This is a genomic window from Streptomyces sp. NPDC096132, assembly GCF_044763345.1.
In the GTDB taxonomy this organism is placed as follows: domain Bacteria; phylum Actinomycetota; class Actinomycetes; order Streptomycetales; family Streptomycetaceae; genus Streptomyces.
On record NZ_JBIWGA010000011.1, the window covers coordinates 112,269 to 136,388 of the forward strand.

The 24,120-nt window shown below is 72.6% G+C and carries 12 protein-coding genes; 11 read left to right on the top strand and 1 reads right to left on the bottom strand.

All coding sequences use genetic code 11. The annotated features are described in order from the left end of the window. Positions 1 to 82 precede the first annotated feature (82 nt). Entirely contained in the window at positions 83 to 1,309 is a 1,227-nt protein-coding gene (locus ACIRF9_RS25785; RefSeq protein ID WP_403826712.1) for a PucR family transcriptional regulator, read from the bottom strand. A 156-nt stretch (positions 1,310 to 1,465) separates the two neighbouring features. Here ACIRF9_RS25785 and ACIRF9_RS25790 point away from each other — a divergent pair, with 156 nt between their 5' ends. From ACIRF9_RS25790 to ACIRF9_RS25840, 11 genes are all read left to right on the top strand, one after another. After that, positions 1,466 to 2,935: a class I adenylate-forming enzyme family protein gene (locus ACIRF9_RS25790; RefSeq protein WP_403826715.1), complete on the top strand. Its 1,470-nt coding sequence runs from the start codon at positions 1,466 to 1,468 to the stop codon at positions 2,933 to 2,935. Between the two features lie 84 nt (positions 2,936 to 3,019). Next, positions 3,020 to 4,822: a DUF3556 domain-containing protein gene (locus tag ACIRF9_RS25795; protein WP_403826718.1), complete on the top strand. Its 1,803-nt coding sequence runs from the start codon at positions 3,020 to 3,022 to the stop codon at positions 4,820 to 4,822. 34 nt (positions 4,823 to 4,856) lie between these two features. Next, a complete protein-coding gene (locus tag ACIRF9_RS25800; protein WP_403826721.1) occupies positions 4,857 to 6,281 on the top strand; it encodes a phytoene desaturase family protein in 1,425 nt (474 codons plus the stop codon). Positions 6,282 to 6,394: 113 nt separating this feature from the next. Further along, complete coding sequence (locus tag ACIRF9_RS25805) at positions 6,395 to 8,203, top strand: hypothetical protein (RefSeq protein WP_403826724.1); 1,809 nt, start codon at positions 6,395 to 6,397, stop codon at positions 8,201 to 8,203. After that, complete coding sequence (locus ACIRF9_RS25810; RefSeq protein WP_403826727.1) at positions 8,204 to 11,200, top strand: DEAD/DEAH box helicase; 2,997 nt, start codon at positions 8,204 to 8,206, stop codon at positions 11,198 to 11,200. After that, positions 11,197 to 12,429: a hypothetical protein gene (locus ACIRF9_RS25815; RefSeq protein WP_403826730.1), complete on the top strand. Its 1,233-nt coding sequence runs from the start codon at positions 11,197 to 11,199 to the stop codon at positions 12,427 to 12,429. The genes ACIRF9_RS25810 and ACIRF9_RS25815 overlap by 4 nt, the downstream gene beginning before the upstream one ends. A gap of 210 nt (positions 12,430 to 12,639) precedes the next feature. Then, the gene (locus ACIRF9_RS25820; protein WP_403826733.1) at positions 12,640 to 15,069 is read left to right on the top strand and encodes a VWA domain-containing protein; all 2,430 of its coding nucleotides are present in this window, start codon (positions 12,640 to 12,642) and stop codon (positions 15,067 to 15,069) included. 74 nt (positions 15,070 to 15,143) lie between these two features. Further along, positions 15,144 to 19,142, top strand: coding sequence for a tubulin-like doman-containing protein (locus tag ACIRF9_RS25825; RefSeq protein ID WP_403826736.1), 3,999 nt, complete (start codon positions 15,144 to 15,146; stop codon positions 19,140 to 19,142). After that, on the top strand, positions 19,139 to 21,844 hold the full coding sequence (locus ACIRF9_RS25830; RefSeq protein WP_403826739.1) for a hypothetical protein: 2,706 nt from the start codon (positions 19,139 to 19,141) through the stop codon (positions 21,842 to 21,844). The genes ACIRF9_RS25825 and ACIRF9_RS25830 overlap by 4 nt, the downstream gene beginning before the upstream one ends. Continuing rightward, entirely contained in the window at positions 21,841 to 23,025 is a 1,185-nt protein-coding gene (locus ACIRF9_RS25835) for a hypothetical protein (RefSeq protein ID WP_403826742.1), read from the top strand. Before ACIRF9_RS25830 ends, ACIRF9_RS25835 begins: the two co-directional genes overlap by 4 nt. Further along, the gene (locus tag ACIRF9_RS25840) at positions 23,022 to 24,116 is read left to right on the top strand and encodes a hypothetical protein (RefSeq protein WP_403826745.1); all 1,095 of its coding nucleotides are present in this window, start codon (positions 23,022 to 23,024) and stop codon (positions 24,114 to 24,116) included. Before ACIRF9_RS25835 ends, ACIRF9_RS25840 begins: the two co-directional genes overlap by 4 nt. Positions 24,117 to 24,120: the final 4 nt, after the last annotated feature.

Sequence of the window (24,120 nt, forward strand, 5' to 3'; positions counted from 1 at the left end):
CAACAGGCCATCGGATATTTGTGGGTACCGGGACTCCCTGCGCCGGAATCGAGGCACGTAGATCCGTGGGGAGCCCCTCCCGTCAGTCAGCGAGTCCCAGTTGGGCGCAGGCCAGCAGGGCGACCTCGATGTCCAGACGGTTCTCGGTGAGAGGGTGACCGAGTATCTCCTCGGCCTTGCGCACCCGGTAGTGGACCGTGTTCTTGTGGACGTGCATGCGCGCGGCGGCGTCGGTGAAGCTGCCGCGCGCGTCGAGGAAGACCCGCACGGTCTCGCGGAGGCGGACCGTGGTCTCGTCCGTCCGCATGAGGTCGCCGAGTACGCGCTCGGCCCAGGCACGGACGTCGGTGAGGTGATCGACCAGGAGGCTCGCCAGCGCGACCTGGGAGTGGAGGACGAGCGCGCGGTGGGGGTCGGCCCGGGTGACGGCGACACTGCGGGCCCGTTGTGCGTCCCGGAAGGTCTGCCGGAACCCTTCGAGTCCCGGAGAGGGATCACCGAGGGCGACACGGACCAGGGGGTGTTCGCGGAGTCTGCTCTCGAGCAGGTGGACGTCCAGAGCCGGCCTGCCGGTGGAGGAGATCCACGCCCAGCAGGTCTGATCGTCCGCGGAGACCGTCAGCGGAGCCCTGCCTGCGGCTCGGGACAACGTCTCGACCGCCGCGCGGAGTTGGGCCGGGGCCTGGCCGGGCGAACCGGGCCCGGTCCAGACGATCGCGGCGAGGTGCCATCCGCGCAACGACGTGGACAGCATCTTCTCGGCCGAGGCGAGGTCGAGTCCCTCGGTGTCGAGCACGGCGCGGACCTGCGCGGCGCGGGACGCGTCGGAGCGGGTGTCCCAGCGTCTGCGTTCGTTCTCGTAGATGTCGATGAGACCTTCGACGACCTGGTCGATATAGCTGTTGATCAGGAGCGCGATCCGGCTTGTCGTCGCCAGCGCCGCGTCCGCGGGCAGATCGAGACGCCGCAGGACGGCCATGGCCCACTGCACGAACATGTGCTCGCCCAGGCGGTAGGCACGGAGCAACGCCTCCAGCGACAGGCCGTGCTGAGCGAAGCGGCGGGCGTACTCGGCCGCGGCAGGTGGCACGGTGATGTCGTCGAGGGAGATGCCCAGCGCCAGCATGTCGAGGATGGCCACCAGGTTCGACGACGTGCTGGCGACCATCAGACGCCGTACCGCGTCGTCATGCCGGAACTCCGGGATGACCTCGACGAACATCGACGTCATCTCGGCGGTGAGACTCTCGAGATCCGCCTGGACGGCCTTGGCGACATCCCGCACGATCACGTCGACGCTGGCGCTCATACCGGGACGGTACCCAACAGCCCGGGCCGTCGCTTTGTGACGCCGGCACAAGACGACGGGTGTGCGCTGGGACGCAAGCCCATGTCCGGCCGCGTCGGCCGTACCTACCTTTTTCCTCACTGATTTCGTCCTGGTGCGACTCAATGGTGAGGAAACATGCTGCACATCGCCGAATTGCCCGATGCTCGGGCCGCCCGGAATCCTCTGGGCCCCTGTGTCGCCGATGACCGCGAACAGCTGGACAACCAGGCTTTTCTGGAACGGGTCCGGAAAGCGGCGACCGTTCTCGGTGCTCATGGAATAAGTGCCGGGGACGTGGTCGCGGTGGTATTGCCGAACCGCCTGGAACTGGTCGTCGTCATGTTCGCCGCATGGCGCCTCGGCGCTGCGGTCACACCGGTGAATCCCGGGCTGACCGATACCGAGGCCCGCTATCAGATCGAGGATTCCGCGGCGAAGGCGGTGATCACCGAGGACGGCGTCCGCGCCGTCGGGACGCCCGGCCCGGTCACGGCGCCGGACGCCTCGCTCGGGGCGGGGGCGGAGGACACCGGCGCCGACGGCCTCGCCCCCGCGGCCGACTCCCTCGCCCTGATCATCTACACGAGCGGGACCACGGGACGCCCGAAGGGGGTGATGCTCGACCACGCCAATGTCGCCGCGATGTGCGGGATGATCATCGACGGTCTCGGTCTCGACGACACCGACCACAGCCTGCTGATCCTGCCGTTGTTCCACGTCAACGGCATCGTGGTGAGCGTGCTGTCGCCGCTCCTCGCGGGCGGGCGCACGACGATCGCGGGCCGGTTCCGGGCGTCGACGTTCTTCGACTCGGTCGAACGCGCCCGGCCCACGTACTTCTCGGCGGTCCCGGCCATCTACGCGATGCTCGTGTCGCTGCCGGGCGAAGTGCGCCCCGACACCTCGTCGCTCCGGCGGGCGATCTGCGGGGCCGCGCCCATGCCGGCCGAGTTGATCGCCCGGTTCGAGGACCGGTTCTCGGTGCCGGTCGTCGAGGGCTACGGGCTGTCCGAGGGCACGTGCGCCTCCACGCTGAACCCGCCCGCCGGGCCGCGCAGGCCCGGCACCGTCGGCCTTCCGCTGCCCGGGCAGACGGTCGCGGTGATGGACGGCGAGGGCAACCTCCTCGACGACGGATCGGTGGGGGAGGTGGTGGTCCGGGGCCCGAACGTCATGCGCGGCTACCTCGGGCTGCCGGACGAGACGGCCAGGACCGTCGTCGACGGCTGGCTGCACACCGGAGACGTCGGGCGCTTCGACGCGGACGGCTACCTCGTCCTGGTCGACCGGATCAAGGACATGATCATCCGCGGTGGGGAGAACATCTACCCCAAGGAGATCGAGAACGTCCTGCACACCCATCCGGCGGTGCTGGAGACAGCCGTCGTCGGCGCGCCCGATGCCGTGCTCGGCGAGGTACCGGTCGCGCACGTAGTCCTCCTGCCGGGCGCGACGGTCACCGCCGACGAACTGGTCGAGCACTGCCGAGGGGTATTGGCCCGGGCCAAGGTACCGGTCGCGCTCCACGTCACCGACTCACTGCCGAGGAATCCGGTGGGGAAGATCGACAAACGGCGCCTGCGCTCGTCTTCCGTGAATTCCTAGAACCTCCTCCTGATTCATTTCGGACGTGGGTTCGGTCTGCTCGAAAATCATTGCTCGAAAATCGTCGATCGAAAGGCGTGGAACATGGGGTTCAGGACGGGTGACTTCCCGCCGGTGGACGTGGAGACTTTCCATGAGAAGCCGCTTCAGGAACGCCTGAGACTGCTCGCCCTGCACTGGGTGGAATACGGTTTCGGGACGCCGAAGATGATTCCGGCGACCTATGTGGTCAAGGTCGCCCTCCTCTATGTCCTGGGCGGGACCGCCCTGGCCACCTGGACCTCGGGGGCCGGCCCCTTCTGGGATGTCACGCACTGGTGGAACGAGCCGGTCGTGTACCAGAAGCTGGTGCTGTGGACGGTCCTCCTCGAAGCCGTCGGGGTGGCGGGTTCCTGGGGCCCCATCGCCGGCAAGTTCAAGCCCATGACCGGCGGCATCCTGTTCTGGGCCCGCCCGGGCACCATACGGCTGCGCCCCTGGAAGCGGGTCCCGTTCACCGCCGGTGACCGCCGCACCGTGGTCGACGTACTGCTCTACCTGGCCTTCCTGGCCTCCCTGTTGACGGCGTTCCTGTCGCCCGGCGCACCGAGCTCCTCACTCACCGAGGCGCTCCCGGACAACACCACGGGGCTGGTGCGACCCGCGCTGATGATCGCGCCCGTCGTGCTGTACGTACTGAACGGACTGCGGGACAAGACGGTCTTCCTGGCCGCCCGGGGCGAGCAGTACCTGCCCGCGCTGGTGTTCTTCGCCGTCCTGCCGTTCACCGACATGATCGTCGCGGCGAAGCTGCTGATCTGCGTCGTCTGGATCGGCGCGGGCGTGTCCAAGCTCGGGCCGCACTTCGGCAACGTCGTCGCGCCGATGGTCTCCAACAGCCCCTGCATCCCGGCGAAGTGGCTCAAGCGGCTGCACTACCGCGACTTCCCCCAGGACATCCGCCCCTCGAAGGTCGCCGGCTTCATGGCCCACGTCGGAGGCACGACCGTCGAGATCGTCACCCCGCTGGTGCTGCTGTTCTCCACGAACCGCTGGCTCACCCTCGCCGGCGTGGTGCTGATGGTCGTCTTCCACCTGTTCATCACGTCCACCTTCCCGCTGGCGGTGCCGCTGGAGTGGAACATCCTGTTCGCCTATCTGTCGGTCTTCCTGTTCCTCGGCTTTCCGGCCCGGGACGGCTACGGAGTCGGCGACATGTCCTCGCCCTGGCTGACCGCCGGCCTCGTCGCCGCGCTGGTGTTCTTCCCGGTCCTCGGTAACTTCCGCCCCGACCTGGTGTCCTTCCTGCCCTCCATGCGGCAGTACGCGGGCAACTGGGCCTCCGCGCTGTGGGCCTTCGCGCCCGGCGCCGAGGAAAAGCTGAACTCCCTGCCGCACCGCCCCACGAAGAACCAGGTCGACCAGCTGCAGGCCATGGGCTACCCGCCGGCGGTCGCCGAGATCACCATGCAGCAGACGATCGCCTGGCGGTCGATGCACAGCCAGGGCCGCGGCCTGTTCTCGGTGCTCCTGAAGAACCTGCCCGATCTGGACCGGCGCACCGTGCGCGAGGCCGAGTTCGGGTGCAACTCGCTGATCGGGTTCAACTTCGGTGACGGCCATCTGCACCACCTCGATCTGATCAACGCCGTGCAGGCCCGGGTGGGATTCGCGCCGGGCGAATGGATCATCGTCTGGGTGGAGTCGCAGCCCGTGCACCGCGACACCCAGCACTACCAGGTGATCGACGCCGCGCTCGGGGTGATCGAGCGGGGCACCTGGAAGGTCACGGACGCGGTGAGGGAACAGCCCTGGCTGCCCCGCGGCCCGATTCCGCTGGACGTCACCTGGACCCGCGAAAAGGCGCCGGCGGCGCGCCTCGAGGTGACGGAGGGGCTGGCACCGTAGGCAGGGCGGGGAATCTCCGGAAAGGCAGGACGACATGAGTACAGCGACCGTGGTGGGTGCCGGACCCAATGGCCTCGCCGCCGCCCTCGCCCTCGCCCGGGAGGGGGTGCGGGTCACGGTGCTGGAGGCGGCCGACGAGATCGGCGGCGGCACCCGCTCCGGCGAGGCGATCGTGCCGGGGCTGCTGCACGACCACTGCTCGGCCATCCACCCCATGGCCGTCGGCTCGTCGTTCCTGAAGGGCCTCGGCCTCGACCGCTACGGGCTGCGCTGGGCCTGGCCGGAGATCGACTGTGTCCATCCCCTGGACAGCGGAAGGGCCGCGGTGCTGCACCGCTCGGTGACCGAGACCGCCGCCGGTCTCGGCGCCGACGGCCGTGCCTGGCGCCGGCTGTTCGAGGGCCCGTCCGCGAACTACGGCACCTTCGGCGACGACATCATGGGCCCGCTGCTGCGCCTTCCCCGCCATCCCGTCCGGCTCGCCCGCTTCGGCATCCCCGCGCTCGCCCCCGCGTCGCTGCTCGCGAAGGCGTTCCGGACCACGGAGGCCAGAGCGCTGTGGGGCGGCATCGCGGCCCACGCGTACCACCCCCTGGAGCGGCCCCTCAGCGCGAGCATCGGGCTCGGCATCGTCACCGCGGGCCACCACTACGGCTGGGCCGTCGCCGAGGGCGGCTCGCGGCGCATCACCGACGCCATGGCGGCGCTGCTGCTCGACCTGGGTGGGAAGATCGAGACCGGGGTGCGGGTACGGTCGGCCGGGCAGCTTCCGCCCACGGACGTGACCCTCTGGGACGTGACGCCCACGGCCCTGGCCGACATCCTCGGTGATCTGCTCCCGCCGCGGATCGCCCGCGCCTACCGGCGTTACCGGTACGGACCCGGAGCGTTCAAGGTCGACTTCGCGGTCGAGGGCGGCGTTCCCTGGACCGCCGAAGCGGCACGGCGGGCCGGCACGGTCCACGTCGGCGGCACCTTCGCCGAGATCGCCGCCACCGAGCGGGAGATCCATGCCGGACGGATGCCGCAGCGGCCGTTCGTCCTGGTCGGACAGCAGTACCTGGCCGACCCTCAGCGGTCGGCCGGCGATGTGCACCCGCTGTGGACGTACGCCCATGTGCCGCAGGGCTACACCGGCGACGCCACCGAGGCCATCACCGCGCAGATCGAGCGGTTCGCGCCGGGGTTCCGGGACCGGATCGTCGGCACCGCGGTGCGCACCACGCCCGATTTCGCCGCGTACAACCCGAACTACGTCGGCGGCAACATCATGACCGGTGCCAAGGACGTCCCCCAACTGCTCCTTGGCCCACGCCCCACCCTGCAGCCGTACGACGTCGGGGTGCCCGGCCACTACCTGTGCTCCGCCGCCACTCCGCCCGGCCCCGGCGCCCACGGGATGTGCGGCGCCCACGCCGCGGCCCGCGCCCTGCGCCGACTGAGATCGCCGCGTGCGTGAGTTCGCCGGATAGTTTTCGTTTCTTTTCCTTTGTCGAATAGTTTTCGATTTCGATGCCGGGCCATTTCCGGCAAGCGGATGAAAGGAGTGCCCCGAGGAGTAAGGTCGCCGAAATGGTCAGCGGTATCGAGGCGGACGTGCGGACGGTCGTGGTTCTCACCGCCCTTCCCGTGGAATACAGGGCCGTACGAGCCGGGCTCGTCTCGGTGCGCAGGGGGCCGAGGGTGCAGGGCACGGTGACCGAGGAGGGCTGGCTCAACGGGACGCCGTGGAAGGTCGTGCTGGCGCAGCTCGGCGAGGGAAATCACGGGGCGGCCGCGCTGACGGAGCGGATCGTCCAGGCGTTCGGGCCGTACGCGTTGTTCCTGGTGGGCGTAGCCGGCGGTCTCAAGCCGGATCTCGCCCTCGGGGACGTCGTCGTGGGGACGAAGGTGTACCAGTACCACGGGGGAAAGGAGACCGCCGCCGGGTTCGCCGCGCGGCCGGAGGCCTGGCCCGCCCACCACGAACTGGTGCAACTGGCCAGGCTGGTCGACGTCTCCGGGGAGTGGGCCCGGAAACTGCCCCGCACCAGCGCCGGCCGGCCGGCGGCCGTGCACTTCAAGCCCATCGCCGCCGGAGAGGTCCTGCTCGACGCGGAGTACGCGGAGAACGGGGAGACCTCCCCGGTGCGGCAACGGCTCGGCCTGCACTATCAGGACGCCGCCGCCATCGAGATGGAGGGCGCGGGCGTGGCACACGCGGGCCACCTCAACGACGGACTGCGCACCCTGGTCGTCCGCGGGATCAGCGACCGGGCCGACGGCGGGAAGAAGCGGAGCGACGACGACAACTGGCAGGCCGTGGCCGCCCGCAACGCCGCCGCACTCGCCTTCTCCGTCATCCGCGAGCTGCGACACGACGACGGGACACCGGCCGAGGCGCCCGCACCCGTACTGCCCGCCCAGCGGATCGTGACGTACCGCAGCGAGACCCCCTCGCCCCGGTCGCTCCCCCCGGCGGACGCGCCCGCCGCACCGTGGGGGAGCGGGCAGGAGTTCCTCACGCGCGAGTGCCGTTACCTCCTGCACGGCGAACGCAACGGCGAACGGAACGACGAACAGAACGGTGAACGAGCCGCCCCGGACCACTCCCTGATCCAGCGCGCGGCGGTGGCGCGGCGGCTCGAGCCCGCGACCGGCATGTCCGGCTCCCCTTTCGTCTGGCTGCGGCAGACCGAGGTGCGCTTCGGCACCCCGGACGCCCTCGCGGCCCTCACCGCCCTGCGCCGCGAGCACGACCTCCTCGGTCGTCTCCACCGTCGCTCCCGAGGGCTTCCGGCCCAGGGGCGGTTCGAGACGATCGGCAACCGCAGGGCCGTCCTCGCCCTGCCCTGGCCGGCCTCCCGCAAGGGCGACCCGTGCCCGACACTGCACACCACGTGGGCCGCGAACCGCCCGACCCCGCTCAGGAGAACGGACCTCGTCGACCTGCTCCACCGGGTGGCCGGGCTCTACGACGTCCTCGACGTCCTGCACCGGTCGGGTGTCGCCCACCGATGCCTCACCCCCAGCGGTGTCATCGAGCTCGACGACGGCCGGCTGGTGCTGCGCGACCTCGGGCTGGCCGGGCACGATCCCCGGCCGGGCGAGGGACCCCCTCCCTACCGGGCCCCCGAACAGTGGCTCGGGCACCCGCCGGGCCTCATCGGGCCGGCCACCGACGTGTACCAGCTGGCCGCCCTGACCTACCGGCTGGCCACCGGCCACCCACCGGAGTCGCGCGCACCCCTGCCGCTGCGCGCCCGCCTCGGCCCCGTTCCGGACAGCCTCGAGCGGGCGCTGCACACCGCACTGGACCAGGATCCGGGCGGGCGCCCCGGCGCACGGGAGACGGGCCGCGCGCTGCGCAGCGCGCGCGAGGACCTGCTCGGAGACGTCTAGATGCACCGCCGTACCGTCGATGTGCCGGGCCCCCTCGTCCTGTTCGCCGGGGCGTCGCTGGAGCGCGAACTGCGCGGAGCGAGGGCGCTGCGCGGGGCGCCCGGGGCGGGGGACTCCCACCCGTACCTGCCGGAAGACGTCCACGACCTCGCCGCGGACCTCAACGGCCGTCAGGGCGGGGTACCCACCACCGTCGAGGACCCGCGGGAGAAGGCCGGGAACCGCTGTCTCCTCGTCCACGGCCGGGACTACGTCGCCCGGCTGCGCCTGAGCCGGAGGCGGCAGGACGCCTACGAGGTGCGCTCCGTCCGCCCGCTCGGCCAGGAACACCACCACGAGGTCGCCGCCGGCTGTCTCCTCGTACGGCCCCTGCGCTGGCAGGCCTGTCATCTGCGCAGGGAGATACCCCGCGACAGCGACGCGCACTGGAACCTGCTGGCGGCCGAATGGCAGCGGTTCCTCGACGAGCGGGCGGCGCGCGAGGGCAGGGCGGACCTGGGCGACCGGCACAAGGGCTTCCTGGCGGGAGTCGAGAGGATCGTCGAGGCCACCGAGCGCATCGCCCTCGCCCGGGCCGACGCGCTCGAGGAGTTCCCCTACCGGGACGTCTCGGCCGCCGGTGAGCGGCGCCACGGCACCCGAGCGGTCTACGTCTTCCATCTGGTCGGCGACCGCAGGCCCGAGGAGGGCGCCTTCGTGGACATCGTCGGGGAACCGGGACAACGCGGCCGGGTCCTGCCCGCGCCGGCACACGGCCGAGCGGTCACCGTGTCCTTCGACCGGGCCGTCTCCTGGGAGAGCGTGCCCCGGCAGGGCGCACTGCTGGTCACCGCCGGCCAGGCCGTCCACGCCCGACAGCGCGAGGCGATACGGACGCTGCGCGAACGCAGGTCGGCCAACCCCCATCTGCTCGACGCGCTGGTGGACCACCGCCTCCGCCCGCTGACACCCGCCGCCGACGAACCCGTCGAGCGACTCGACCCCGAGCAGACGGAAGCATTCCGCAAAGCCCTGGCGGTCGAGGACCTGCTGGTCGTCCTGGGCCCGCCCGGCACCGGCAAGACCAGGGTGATCAGTGAGATCGCCCGGACGATCGCCGCGTCACGCACCGGTGCCCGCGTCCTGGTCGCCTCGCACACCAACCGCGCCGTCGACAACGTGCTCGGCCGGCTCCCCGAGGACCTGGTGGTGGTCCGGGTCGGCAACGAGAGCGCCGTGACCTCGGAGGGCCGGCCCCACCTCCTGGACGAACAGGCCGCCGCCCTGCGCCAGGGCGTCCTCGACCGTCTGGAGACCAGGCTGGCGCATCCCTTCGACGCGGCGGACGTCGAGGAGCGGTGCCGTGAACTCGGTCTCCGCCTCGACGCGTTGAGCGATCTGCGGACCGCCGAGTCGGCCGCGCGCGGGTCGCTCGACGAGGCCCTGCGCGCGGTGGGAGGACCGGCTCGGCGGCGGGTGGACCGGCTCCTCGCGGAGGGCTCGCGGCTGGCCCGGAAACAGAGCCGTACCGCGCACCGGATCGAACGGCTGACCTCGGCCCGTCGGACCGCGCCGCGCCGGTCCGCCCGTCCCTTGACCGGTCCGTTCTTCCGGCTCTGGGCCTGGCTCGGCGCACGTCGGCTCGCCACGGCGAACGCGGCCGCGGCCGCCCTCGATCGGGCGCACGCCCGCAACAGGACACGGCTCCAGGAGGCCGAGCACGCCCTCGACGCGGCCACCCGTGACATCCCGGCCGTACGGGCGGCCCGTACGTCGCTGGAGGCCGCCCGCACCGACGTCGCGGCCTGCCGTACGGAGGCGCTGCTGGCCGCCGGGCGGTGCCGGGACGCGCTGGCGGGCATCGAGGAGCCACCGGACGGCGATCCGGTGACCGCCGGATGCGACACGGCCGACCGGGAACTCCACGCGTTCCACGCCCACCTGACGGAGCGGCTGCTCCTGCTGACCGCGCGGCGGACCCTGCTCACCGACTGGCAGAAGGAGGTGGCGTCGGCCTCCGGGCAGCTGCACACCGAACTGATCCGCTACGCCCACGTGGTCGCGGCGACCTGCATCGGAGTGGCCGCCCGTCCCGAACTGGCCGGGCTCGACTTCGACCTGGCCGTCGTCGACGAGGCCGGGCAGATCGCCGTCCCCGATCTGCTGGTCCCCCTGGTACGCGCCCGTCGAGCCGTACTCGTCGGGGACCACCGGCAACTGCCGCCCTACGTCGACCCCGAGGTCCGCGAGTGGGCCAGCGGCGACGACGATCCGGCCACCGGCGCACTCGTGACCACCAGCGCGCTGGAACAGCTCTGCGACGAGCTGCCCGACTCCGCGGTGGTGGCGCTGACCAACCAGCGGCGCATGCCGTCCGCCGTCGCGGACTTCGTCTCCGCCGCGTTCTACGACGGCCGGCTCCGCACACCCGGCCCGGACCGGCCCCACGACTCCCGGCTCTTCCGCACACCGATGGCGTTCGTCGACACCTCGCGGCTCCCGGCGGGCGAACGGTCGGAGCGCGGCGCCGGCCGGGAACACCCCGGACACGTCAACCGCGCGGAGGCCGAACTGCTCGTCCTGCTGGCCGCCCACTACGACGAACGCGACGAGGAGTGGGCGGTGATCGTCCCCTACGCCGCGCAGGCCGAGCTCATCACGGAAGCCCTGACCCGGCGGACCGGCAGACCTCAGCGGGTCCGGCTCAACGTCGGCACGGTCGACTCCTTCCAGGGCGGTGAGCGCGACGTGATCCTCTACGGCTTCACCCGCAGCAACCGTGCCGGAAGGGTGGGATTCCTCAGCGAACTGCGCCGAGCGAACGTCGCGTTCACCCGGGCCCGGCGCCAACTGGTGCTCGTGGGCGACCTGTCCACGCTGACCGAGGCGGCGGACCTCCCCTTCCGTGACCTGTCCCGCGCCCTGCGCGAACACCTCGCGGCACGCGGGGAGATCCGTGAGTACCGCGAGGTGCGCGCCCTGGTCGAGGGGACCGGGCGGGGAGACGACGCCTCGTGAGCGGGCAGGACCGGCTGATGCCCTTCCCCGAACAACGCGTGCTGGAGAACGCCGCGTACGTCCTCGGCCTGGTGCCGACCAGCGTCCAGACCGTGCTGCTGCCGGTGTGGAGCGTGGAGGTGCGGGCCACCGTCACCGAGGGGCAGCCGTACGACTGCGTCGACCGTTTCGTCGAGCGCGGAATCGGCGAGGGCGGACTGCGTACCGCCGCGGAACTGGCCGCCTTCCTGGCGCTCGACCCCGCCCTGGTGCGGCAGGCGCTGGCCTTCCTGACCGCGATCGAGCACGTCACCGACGTCGGCGGCCGGGTCGGACTCACCGAGCTCGGCCGGCGTTCGATGCGCGAGGGCACGCGCTACACGGTGATCCGCGGTGACCGCCGCAGGCTGTACTTCGACGGGTTCCAGTCGCGCCCGCTGACAGCGGCCCACTACACGAGCTCGACGGTCACCTTCGTTCTCCCGGACGGCTCGGCACCGAGGCATCGCGGCGCGATGGTCCGCCGGCTGGACTCGCCCGGGTTCCGCGAGGACGCCCTGAAGGAACTGGCGGACCACCCGGAACGGGCGCGGTTCAATCTGCCGCCGGGCATCGAGAACCCCGAACGGGTCGGCGCACCGGAGAAGGTGCATCTGCCGGTCTACGCCGTGCGCGCGGTCGAGGACGACGGCCGGGTCCGTCACCTGGTCTACACGCCGGCGCACGACGGCGAGCACGATCCCGACCTCTCCGCCGTCTGCGAGGAGACGCCCGCCTTCGTGGCGGACCTGTGGCGCGCGGAGACCCGTGCCGTGTCCGGCGTCGGGGAGAGGATCCACCGGTGGCTCAGCGAGAAGGAGCTCGCCCAGTACGAGCCGGAATGGGACCGGCGCCACGGTGGCTGGCGGGTGACGCTGCCACCCGGTGCCTTCGACGCCCCCGGCGCGCTCGGACTGGCCCGCGTCGGCACGCACCAGATGCTGACCGGCGGCGCCTTCTTCCAGTTGTGGTGCGCCGACCGGGACACCCGGGCCTGGGCGCTCCTCGCGCGCCTCGACTCCCCGCTCGCGGCGCGCCTGCGCGACGGCCCCGACGCCGTCCGTGCCCACGTGGACTGTCTGAGCCGGCAACTGGAGATCCGGCCACCGATGCCCCTGGACGTCCTGGCGCGTGCCGCGGAGCAGAAGGGCAGGTACGGACTGGCCAGGCTCCTGCGCCGGGCAGGGGTGATCAAAAAAGAACAGCGGTGAACAAATGAATTAACCGGTCATTCGTAATTGGTCAAACTCATTATTGGTAATTCGGCCAAATTCCGAGGCTGGTGTTTTAAACTTGGCGGCGCAGGCGCCGTCGACGTATTTCATTCCGGCGGCAGCCGAAGAGCGGGGATTTTCGGGGACCTTGGGGGGTCCCGGAATCGTGGGGGTTGAGCGTGACATATTCAAGGGGGGTGCTCGAGCGTGCAATCGAATGCGCTCTCTCTGTTCACTAGTCCACGGGCGCGGCTGCGTGCGCGCCGGGGCGCGTACGGCCTGGCCGCCATGGCGCTCGCCGCGGTGACCCTGCCCGGGGCGGCCTCGGCCGCACCCGAATCCGGGGTCGCCGGACCGGTCCGCTCCCCGGACACCGTCCTGACGAAGGCCGGATCGTCCGACGATCCGGTCGACTACGCGGTCGCTGTGGACGAGTCGGCGAGTCTGGCAGCGGGAGAACTCGACCGGGAGAAGGACGCGGTCTCGACCATCGCCGTCAGCGAACCCTCCGCACGGTCGCGGATGGTGGTCTACGGGTTCGCCGACGCCACGACCGACGAGCAGTCGCCCGTCGACGAGGTCTGCCCGATGCGGCAACTGGACGCCGTGGGCCGCGACAAGATCGGAGAGTGCGCCGCCACACTGCGCCGGCGCACCGCGGCGGAGGGATCGGGCACCGACTTCATCTCCGCCGTACGCCAGGGCGTCACCCGGCTGAAGGAGGCCGCGGACCCCGACCGGCCCCGGGTGCTGTTCCTGCTCACCGACGGACACCTCGACATCGAGGACAGCTACCGCTACCGCGGCCTCGACCCGACGACCAGGGACGACCAGGCCGACCAGGACCTCGCCCAGGCCCTCCAGGAGGCCAAGGACGCCAAGGTACAGATCTGGCCGCTCGGTTTCGGGCACGACGTGGACGAGAAGCGGCTCGAGGAGATGGCGGCGGCCGGCTACCGCGACGGATGCCGCGACCTCCCGCAGACCCGCCCCGAGGCGGAGACCGTGCCCGGAGCCGAGCAGCTCGGCCAGGCCCTGCAGGCGGCGTTCGCCGCCGCGCGGTGTCTCCACCAGGAGCCCGGCACCCAGGGCCGCCCGCCCGGCGACCTGCACGTCCGGGTCTCCCCGCTGGCCACCGAAGGCACCATCGTCGTCTCCAAGGGCGACCCCGCCGTGCGGGCCACCTACTACGACCCTCAAGGACGCAAGATCACCGAGTCCGGGGACGGGAGCGGAGACGGCGACGGGGGCTCGTCCTTCGAGTTCACCGCCCGCGGCAAGGCGGTCGAGTCGCTGCGCATCACCCGCCCCCTCGCCGGCCGCTGGCGGGTGCACCTCGACGCGCCCGAAGGCCATCGCGACCGTGTCGCCAGCATCAGCGCCCTCTGGCGGGGCGCCGTGCGCTCCGACATCCGCCTGGAGAAGCCCTCGCCGAGGGCCGGCGAGCGCACCCGCGTCGAGGTCGAGGTGCTGACCCGCGACAGCGTCAAGCTCGACGAACGGGATCTGCGCGGCATCTCCGTCACGGGCCGCCTGACCGGCGACGGCTTCTCCCAGAAGGTCCCCATCACCCTGACCGACAACGGCACGGGCCCGGACGACCAGGGCTCCGACGGTGTCTTCTCCGGCACCGTCACCGTGCCCGGCCGGGCATCCGGCTCCCTGCTCTTCTCCAGCACCGTCACCTCGGTGGGCCTCAGCCCGGACACCCGGTCCTACCCGACCGCCGTCTCCCCGGAGAACTCCACGTTCGAGGCCGAACTGGACATCCCCGCCGCCGGCGTTCACCCCGGCGGACGCGTGCCGGGCACGCTGAAGGTCAGCAACCGCGGCAGCGCACCGCACGAGGTACTGCTCTCCGTCGCCGACGCCAAGGGCACCGGACTGAGCGTCACCCCCGCCCGGGTGACCGTCGAGCCCGGGGCGTCCACCGTCCCCGTGACCGTCGAGGTCGCCGCGGCGGACGAACTCGGCGCACCCGTCGACGACGACGGCATCGAACTCGGCGGCAAGGTCGTCGCGGTCGAGGGCGAGCGCGTCCTCGACGACGCGCCGCTCGCCATCACGGTCACCCCCGTCCCCGGTGACCTGGAGCTGCTGTGGGACCGGTGGTGGAAGGTCGTCATCCCCGCCGCTTTCGCCCTGGCCGTCGTCGTCGCCGTCCTGCTCTCCCGCCGCCGCGTCAACCGGCTGCGGATCGCACCCGCCGGACTCCTCCTCGAACTGCGCGACACCGACTCCACCCTGGTCGGCAGCGGCAAGGCCAAGACCGGACGCGGCAACTGGTACGAGTTCGACGTCGTCGACACGGCCACCGACAACCCCCGGATCGTACGGCGCTCCCGAGGGACGTACGCCGTGCGGCGCGGCCTCAACGGCGGAGTGGTGCTGCGGATCAGCGGACAGGGCGAGCGCACCCTGCGCTTCGGCGAGGCGGTGCCCCTGGAGGGCTCCCTCTCCCTGCACGTCGCCGAGAGCAAGGGACGCCGCCCCTCCACGAACCGGGGCACCCGGTCCCGGTCACCGGAGAAACGCCGCACCGCCCGTCCGGCCCCGGCCGGCCCGTCGGCGGACTCCCACGACAACGGCGCCTACCCCGTAGGTGTGCCGGACCCGGGGGATCACCCCGACCTCTGAGGTTCGCCTCCCCCTCCTCATGAACTCCCACACCAGCGACCGGGACGCCAGCCGTCCCGGCGGAGGACCACACCATGAAGATCTTCCAGCCGATGCTCTTCGTCGGTCTGGGCGGCACCGGCGGGCTCGTCGGAACCGAGCTGGAACGACGGCTGCGCGCCGAGCTGTGCGGTCCCGACGGCACCGCTCTCACCAGACTCGGCATCCCCCTGCGCTACCAGCTCCCCGAGTGCCTCCAGTTCGTCTACGCCGACTTCAGCGAGTCGGAGCTGGCCAGGCTGCCCCATCTCAGCGCCGAGGCCGGGCTGCGCGCCGCGTACAGCCGGACCGCCCGCGCCACCCACGACCTGCTCCCCGACCACGACAGCTCCCCGGAGGTCACCCGCGAACTGCGCGCGGTGATGCGGGACGAGGTGAGCGGCTGGCTGCCCCCGCGCGGCGGCGAGCCCAAGGTCACCCCGCTGCGCAACGGCGCCGGCCAGCTGCCCACCGTCGGCCGCGCGGCCCTGTTCGGCACGCTGCGCAACGGCCTGGACCCCGTCATGGGCCCGCTGATGCAGGCGATCGACGCCATCAGCCGGTCCGGCGGCGAGCTCAGCCAGCTCGGCGGCGGCCCCATGTCCGGCTGCGACGTGTTCGTGGCCCACTCCGTGGCCGGCGGCACCGGCGCCGGGATCTTCCTCGACTACCTCCATCTGATCGGGGAGGCGTTCCGGGCCAAGAACTTCACCGGCGCCCGGATCTACCCACTGGTGGTCATGCCCTCCGCGTTCCCCACCTCGGCGGGCGGAGGCCGCGAGGCCGAACTCAACGCCGCACGCGCCGTCGTGGACCTGTTCCGGCTGATCGACGAACAGAACGTGCCCACCGCCGAGTCCGACCTCGGCGACACCGACCTGGAATCCGCGCTGCACATCCGGTACCCGGGCGTCCACCCGATCCGGCTGCGCACCGGCATGGTGCCCACCGCGTTCCTGTTCAGCCGCACCGCCGGCATCCGCCCCGACGACCTGCGCCGCTCGATCGTCTCCCTGGTGATGTCGCTCGTCGGCACCGAACTGGGCGACGGCAGCGGGCCGCGTCCCCGCGCCGACGACTACCAGACGTTCGCCGCCAGCTTCATCAACCGCGGACTGCACCGCGCCGTGCGGGCCGCGTCCGGAATCGGCCACCGAGGTGTCTCCACCAGCCTGGTCGCGTCCATGACGGCGCCGATCGACGAACTCTCCGAGCTGGTCTCCTCCCGGATGCTGGCCATGTCGGTCCGCCGGCTCACCGAGCCCGCCGCCAAGGCGAGCCACGAGTACGCGGGCACGGTCCGCAAGATGTTCGCCGACTCCGGCCTGGAAGAACTGTGGAACCGGGAAGCACTGCCGGTACCCGAACCCGATCCGCTGCCCCGGGGCGGCGTCGCCATCGAACAGGCGCTCCGCGACCGCATCAGCGACATGCAGGGACTGATCGACGATCTGCGGCGCAAGGTGGACCGCCGCGCGCCCGCCCTGGCCGAGCAGTTCGCGCCCCGACCCGCCCTGGAGCGGCTGCTGCGGTCCGTCGACCTCTTCCAGGCGGACCGGATCATCAAGGGAGTGCCGGGCGACCCGGACCCGGTGACCGTGTTCGGTTTCCTCGGCATGCTGGAGAACCGCAGCCGGCAGCCCGGGCGTCCGGCGGGCGTGGAGCCACAGCCCCCCGCCGTTCCCCGGATCAGGGGCCGCATCGGCGGTCTGTCGAAGGCGCGTTGGGGCGACCCGGACGTGGCCGCGGCCGTCGAGGCACAGGACCGCTGGTTCCAGTGGCGCTGCCGCGCCGTGTGGCACGAGGGCTGGCGGCGCCAGGAACAGCGCTGGCGCCCGGCCGCCGCGGCGCTCAACAGCGAGGTGACGCTGCTCGTCGAGGCCTTCCGCAAGCACATGGAGCAAGAGCCCCGGGCGTTCGACGAGCACGTCAATGAGCTGTACGACGACCGCACCGGAGTCTCCTACCTGCTGCCCCCGCAGAACAACCTGCTGGACTTCTACGACGACCTGAGGGAACGGCTCGTCAAGCGGGTCAACCTGCGCGAGAACGACGACGAGTCGGCGCTGCTGCTCAAACTCGTCGACGGCGACGCCTGGCAGGCCGCGCACGCCGTCGGCCGGCGCAATCCCGCCGCGGCGGTCGCCACCGTCAAGTCCGTGATCGAACAGCGGGTCAAGACGCTCTTCGCCGAGAGCGGCGCGCTGGCCGACGAACGTCCGCTGCTGCCGTCCATGGCCATGCTGCTGAGCGCGGCGGCGGGCGTCGGCGACGCGGCCGAGGACATCGGCAAGGGCGCGCTGGAACAGTTCCGGTTCAAGATCGCGGGACTGCTGCCCCACGGGTTCGTGCCCGAGGGCGGGGGACCACTCAAGATCCTCATCGTCTACCCCACGATCCCTGACAAGGACGCCGTCGAGGACTACCTGCGCAAGTCCCTGCTGCTGCCCCGGGACGGCAAACGCTCCATCGAGTTCCGAGGGGTCGAGACCGACTCGATCACGGTGGTCCTCTTCCGCAGCGAGATGAGCCTCACCGAGGTGCCCGAGGCACGCAACGTGCTGCGCCGGTGGGCGCGGGCCCGGGACGTCGAGCAGAGCGAGGACGTACTGGCCTGGCGACAGCGGCTCGGCCACCGCGACGACTGGCTGGCCAGCACGGAGGAGGACCGCCGGCACATCCTGCACCGTCTGCTGTGCGCGATGTGGAACGGCCAGGTCAGCGTGGTCGAGGGCGACATGGACTCGCCCCGCAGGGTCCGGATCCGGCTGTACGAGGAGGACGGACCCGACGTCCCCGGCATGACGCTGCGCCTCGACGACTACCAGGGCGAGATCTCCGGCTGGGCCGGACTGCTGCGCTCCTACGAACGGTGGGCACTGCTCGACGAGGGACGCATCGTGGAGGACTACTGCAGCGTCCTGATGAGGGTCCAGCCGAAGGGCCTCGCCCTGTCCGGCAGCACCCCCGACCCGATGTACGTGCGGTTCGTCAAGGACATCGCCAAGCGCCAGCTGGAGATCCTCGAGAAGCTGGAGCTCCACAGCGGCCAGTGGTCGGCCGAATGGATGCGCCCCCTGCGGCAGTTCTGGGCCGAGACCCTTCCGGGCGCCCTGGACGTGACCTTCACCGAGAAACGGGCGCTCCAGCCGACCCTGCGGCTCCTCGAGAGCACCGTGCTGGGAGAACCACCGGCTCCCGCCGACCCGTCCCCGCCGTCCCCGCCGTCCTCGCCGCACGCACCGCGCCGCCGTGCCGAGGACGACTGGGGGACCGTACCCCTGCGGCACGACCGCCGGGACGAGTCCGTCACCCACCGCGAGACGGCTGCGCGGGCCGACCGCGCTTCGGCGGTCGGCGCCGAGCCGTCCGTATCGCCCACGCCGGCCGCACCATCCGGATCCCCGACGCCGTCCGCACCGCGCCCGCGGTCCGCCGCCGAGGACGGTGACGATCTGTACGCCTGGCCCGAGAAGCCCCACTGGCCGGAACGGCTCACGGGGGACCCGGCGACGGGCGACGAAGGCGTGGTTTCCGCCCCCGCCACCGTCACGTCGGCGGCCTGGGACAGCGCCCCCGCCCCCGGCCCGTCGGCGGCCTGGGAACGCAACGTCGGTACGGACGCCGCCGCGGCCCGTCCCGTCGTCCCGGTGCCCCCTGCCCGCACGGCCGAGCCGAACGGCGCGCCCGACGACTTCCCCTGGGAGACCGGCGACTCCGACGAGCGGTCCGTCCCCTCACCGGCGAGCCCGTACGGCGCCTCGTCCTGGCCCGCCGCGGACCAGGACGACGGACACGGCGGCGACGGCGGACACGGCGACGGCGGACACCGGTCGGCACCCGGCGCGGAGCCGGACGCCGGACCGTCGTTCGCGCCCTATCCGCCGTTCCCCGCCGAGGCGGGCGACGGCTGGCCCGACCGGACGGAGGGCGCCTTCCCCTGGACCACCACGAGCGACACCCGGGACCCCGACCGGTCCACGCCGGACTCGGCGATCGGCACCACGGCCGAGCGCCGTCCCGCCCGCGACCCGTGGGAGAGTGACCCCGAGTGAGCCGGACGACAGGCGCGGCGCACGCGGTCATCGTGCTGGACCTGCGCTCCGGCGCGCACACCCTGGCCACCCCCGACGGCCTGCGCGCGGCCGTCCAGGAGCAGCTGCGCGCCGAGGGCCGCCCGGAACCGGCCAACGGGCACTACCGTTTCCTGCTGCTCGACACCCCGCGCGGGCTGATGGACCATCACAGCCTGTACGAGAGGGTCCTCGGCTACGGCGCCAAGGCGTGGCTGCTCGGCCTGGTCGTCGGTGACCTGCCGGACACGGAGGACGCCCGGACCGCCGCTGCCGACAACGCCGACGACGAGGACGAGGTCGACGGTCGTCCCGCCGACGCCCCCGACACCGCGGCCGCGTACCGGCGCCGCCTCGTGCGGCCGGCCGTCCTGCACGGACCCGACGCCGGACTGCTCTGGGTGGGAGACCTGCGCGCGGCCCGCACCGCCGGGGATCCCGTCCGTCCCGACGACCCCGAGGCGCTGGCCGTCCTCGTCGATCTGCTGCGCGGGCTGTTCGACGAGACCCTGGAGACCCTCGCCCGTTTCCCCGAGGCCGTGGCCGTGCCCGGCGTCCATGTGCTGGAGCACGACCTGTCCGGTGCCGCGCGGGCACGTGCCTGGCGGGAGGCGCTGACCCGGTTCGCCGGCGAGCGCGTCACGGGCGGCCGGCGCGCCGGGGACGACGACACGTCCCGGATCGAACTCCCCAAGCCCGTGGACGAACTCGCCGCTGGCCGCCCCGCCGGTCCCGTGCCGGGCCACCGCACCCCCGGCGGCGCCGCGGACCGCGCGTACACGGGCTGCGCCGGCGCCCTCGACGAGGCCTGCACCGGCTGGGCCCGGCTCAGCGGAGTCGGCGGGCTGCTCCTCGGGAACGGCCGACGTGACACCGAAGCCGCGCTCGACTCCGCCTCCCACCAACTCGACGGCTACCGGACCCTGGTCCTGAGGGCCCTGCACGACGGTGCCCCCGGCGCCACGGCCGCGACGCCGGAGTCCACCCTGCTGCTGACCGAACTCGGCGTCCGCGTGCCCCCGTACTCGGGCAGCCGGGAAGCGGTGGGGGAGGGGCTCCAGCGGCTGGCGGAACGCATGCTCGGCGAGCGGCTGGCGCTGCGCAGCGTCGCCGAACGCTTCGCCGCCCTCTCCGAGCAGGTGGCACCCGCCCCCAGTGCCGGACTGCTCACCGAGGCCGACCGCCGCTGCCCGCCCGAACTGCCCTCACGCGTCTCGGCCGAACAGGACTTCGGCGTCGCCGCGATCACCCCCGCGCAGCTCGCCGGGACGGCCGTGGCCTGCGGACTCGCCGCGCTGTACGCCTGGCCCGGCACGCTCGCCGTGCTCGCCGTCCTGGCGGTCCTCGCCGGCGGCAGCCTGCTCGCCCGGGCCCATCGGCCCGGACACGCCCACCCCGGCTCGATGCCGGCCGGAGCCGCCGCCCGGATCGCGGCGGCGGCAGTGGGCGCGGCGGGCGGGCACCTGCTGACCCGCGTGTGGAGCGTGCCGTCCTGGGCGGCCCTGCTCGGCGCCCTGTGCGGGGTGGGGCTCGCGTTCTTCCTCGTACTCGTCCGCTGGCGGCGCGCGGTGGACGCCTGGTGGGACCTGACCGGCGCGGACGACGCCCGACGGGCCCTGGACGGCCTGGACGCGCTGCTCGCGGAGGCGGTGTTCCGGCAGCGCTGGGCCGCCGACGAGCGCCTCCACTGCGCCGACGCCGCCCGCATGGTGGCCGGGGTGCTGCGCGGCGCCGCGGCGAGCGCCGAGGAACTGGACGGCCGGCCGGAGCAGTCCGAGCGCGCCTCCGCGACAGCGGGCGGCGGCTGGGAAGAACCCGACCACGAGGTCACCGCGCCGGGCCCCGCCGCGGGCTTCCCGGGCGGCCACGAGCGGCCCGACTGGATGCCCGCGCCGGATCCCTACAGCCGGACGTCCCCGGCCGACCAGCCGGAGCGGGGACCCGCCGCGTCGGGGACGCACCCGGGCACCGCCTCCGCCCACCGGCCGGCACCCGGGCCCGGCGCGCTGTCCGGCGACGGCCCGCGCTGGCTGGACCGGGAGGCCGGCGACGGCGGCCCCCATCTCGTCGACACCCTCGTGGACGACCTCACCGACACCCTCGTGCACGCCCTCGGTCCCTCCTGGGGCGTCGTCGCCCGGGGACAGGCCGGGACCGGCGCGCTCACCGACGTGGAGCAGCGGATCCGGCAGATGTTCGAGGTGACCCGTCGTCATCTGTTCACCCAGGGCGTGGTCTCGCCCCCGCCGTACACCCGCTCCGCGGACCGGCGCGGCAGCGCCGAGGGCCTGCTCGGCATCGGGCACCAGCGGGTGGCCGACGCGATCGAGCCCGATCCCCAGGGCCGCCGGATGGTGGACCTGGCCTCGGAGGACCAGGCACCGCTGCTCAGCCGGGACCCCCACACCGTGGAGTGGATCAGCTTCGCACCGCGGGCCGTCTGGAAGGCCACGGACGGACAGGAGGGAGCGGGCACCGAGACCCGGGAGTCCCGGCAGGCCCCGGTCGTCGTGTCCGAGGGCGTGCACAGCCGGTCCGTGTGGACACCCGCCGGCCGGTACGCCGGACTGCTCAAACTCGTCCCCCTCCGGCTCGGCGTGGTGACGTCCGTCCGGCTGCGGGAGTGGGCCGAGGAGGGGCCGGCCGCCGCCCGGGACCGGCGTTGGTACGAGGAGGGCGTGTGAGCGACCGGCCGGCAGGGGCCGCGGGGCACGGCACGGCCGCCCAGGACTTCCGTCCGCCGAGGGGCAGCCTCGACATGCCTCCCGACCTCTCCTTCACCACCCCCGGCGGCAGACGCCACCGGGTGCCCACCCGATTCGGGCCCGATCTCCGGCGGGTCGTCCGCCCGCCCCTGCTGGCGCGCGAGGTGCTGCTCGGCGACGCCTGGAAGGGCGTACAGGTGCGGTTGTCCGTCGCCGACGCGTCCGACCAGCAGGAGTACCTGACCCTGGAGACGGAGGTGGGGGCCGCCCTGATGATCCACCGGGCCTTCGGCGGTGGCCCGTACCAGGGGCTGTTCCCGGTGCCGGTCGGCTACGACATGGACGCCGCCGAACCCTTCCTGATCTACTCCGAGCCGCGGGGTGAACCCGCAACCGGTCTCGCCCACGGCATCTCCACCAGCGATCAGCGGATCATCGAGCGCGACCTGGTGCTCGCGGTGCGGCTGCTGGAGAGCCTGGGACTGGTGCACCGCGGCATCGTGCCCGCGGCCGTCCGGTGGGACGGAGAACGGGCCCAGCTCTGGGACCTGGGGGCCGTCGTGCGGATCGGCACCCCGCGCACTCCGTGGGGAGTCCCTCCCTACGCCTCGCCCGAACAACGGTCCGGCGCCGGTGAGACCGACGCCCGCGACGCCCTGTGGAGCACCGCCCAGCTCATGTACCAGCTCGTGGCCGGCCGCCAGGGCAGGCCCGACGGGCCTCCCGCGGACCTCGACGCGTACCGCTCGCTGGCCCAGACCCTCGGCGGAGCCTTCGCGTCCCGCGCCGAGGACCGTCCGACGGCGGCCCATCTCCTCGGGCTGATCATGCCGGACTCCGATCCGGCCGCCATGGTCACCGCCCGCCCCGACCCCCTCGAACCGCACCGACGGGAGTTCGACACGATTCTCGCCCGCAAGCGAGCGGCCGCCGGCGCCGACGGGTTCGGCCACCCCGACGACCCGGGCCACGCCGGCGACCCGGGCCACGCCGACAGCCCCGGTCACCTCCACGGCCCGGACGCCACGACCGGTCCCGGCGGGCCGGTCCGGCCCGGCCGGGGCCCTGGCTCGGCCGACGGGGAACGGGCCCCCCGACGTGGCTGGCTGGGCGGCAGCACCGAACGTGATCGCGGCAGAAGCGGAAGGGGGCGCCGGTGAACAGCACATCGGCACGGCTCGAACCCGGCCAGGTGATGTGCCCGTACTGCCTCGAGATCGTCGTCTACGACGAACGGGCCCTGCACGTGCGCAACGAGAAGCTCCGGTTCGAGCGCCTCGACCTCGCCCGGCACACCAATCCGCTGCGGCGCGCCGACCTCCTGCGCGGCGCCTTCCAGCTGTGCGGCAACACCGACGGGGTCAAGGCGCACTACATCCCCGTCCCCTACCTCACCCACGGCCGCCCCCTGACCGTCGCCATGGTCGGCACCTCCGGCACCGGCAAGAGCCATCTGCTGACCCAGATGGTCGCCGAGATCACCGACGGCGGCCTGGAGCCGTACGGAGTGCGCTGGCAGTCGGTCAACCCCGCCGACCACTCGGAGTTCATACGGGACCGGGTGGCCCTGCTCCGGGAGGGCAAGCAACTGGAGTCCACCGGGCAGACCCCGTTCGCCGAGTTCGTCGAGGCGCTGCTCCTGACGGGGACGGACGGCCAGGTCAGACCAGTGGCGTTCTTCGACCTCGGCGGCGAGGACCTGGTCCGGACGGACACCTTGCTGCGCTTCCTGCTCGGCGTCGACGCCCTGGTGTTCGTCGTGGACCCGCTGCTGGCCTGCGCGCTGCCGCAGCTCGACGAGGCCCGCGATCAGTACCGGCTCGTCGTCAGCAGGAGCGACCCCGCTTTCGAGACGGTGCTGGACCGGCTGCCGCGCACGGGGGCGTACCTCGACGTGGCCACGGCGCTGGTGGTGGGCAAGGCCGATCTGCTGCGTTTCGAGCCCCCCGTCGACCGCTGGCTCGGCCGGCCCACGACGCCGCCGTTCGACCCGCACCGGCTGCGTGAGGAGAGCCGTGACGTGTACGCCTTTCTGCGCCGGCACGCCGCGCCGGCCTGGCTGCGCCCCTTCGACAGCGCGCTGCGGTGCAGCCTGCACTTCGCCTCGGCCACCGGTGGCCAGCCCACCAACGGCTACTTCCCGCACGGGGTGCGGTCCCGGCGTGTACTGGGCCCGCTGCTGTCGATCCTCGCCATGTGCGGCGTGCTGGGCGACCCCGCATCACGGCGGCCGTCCGGGGTGGGGATGTGACGCG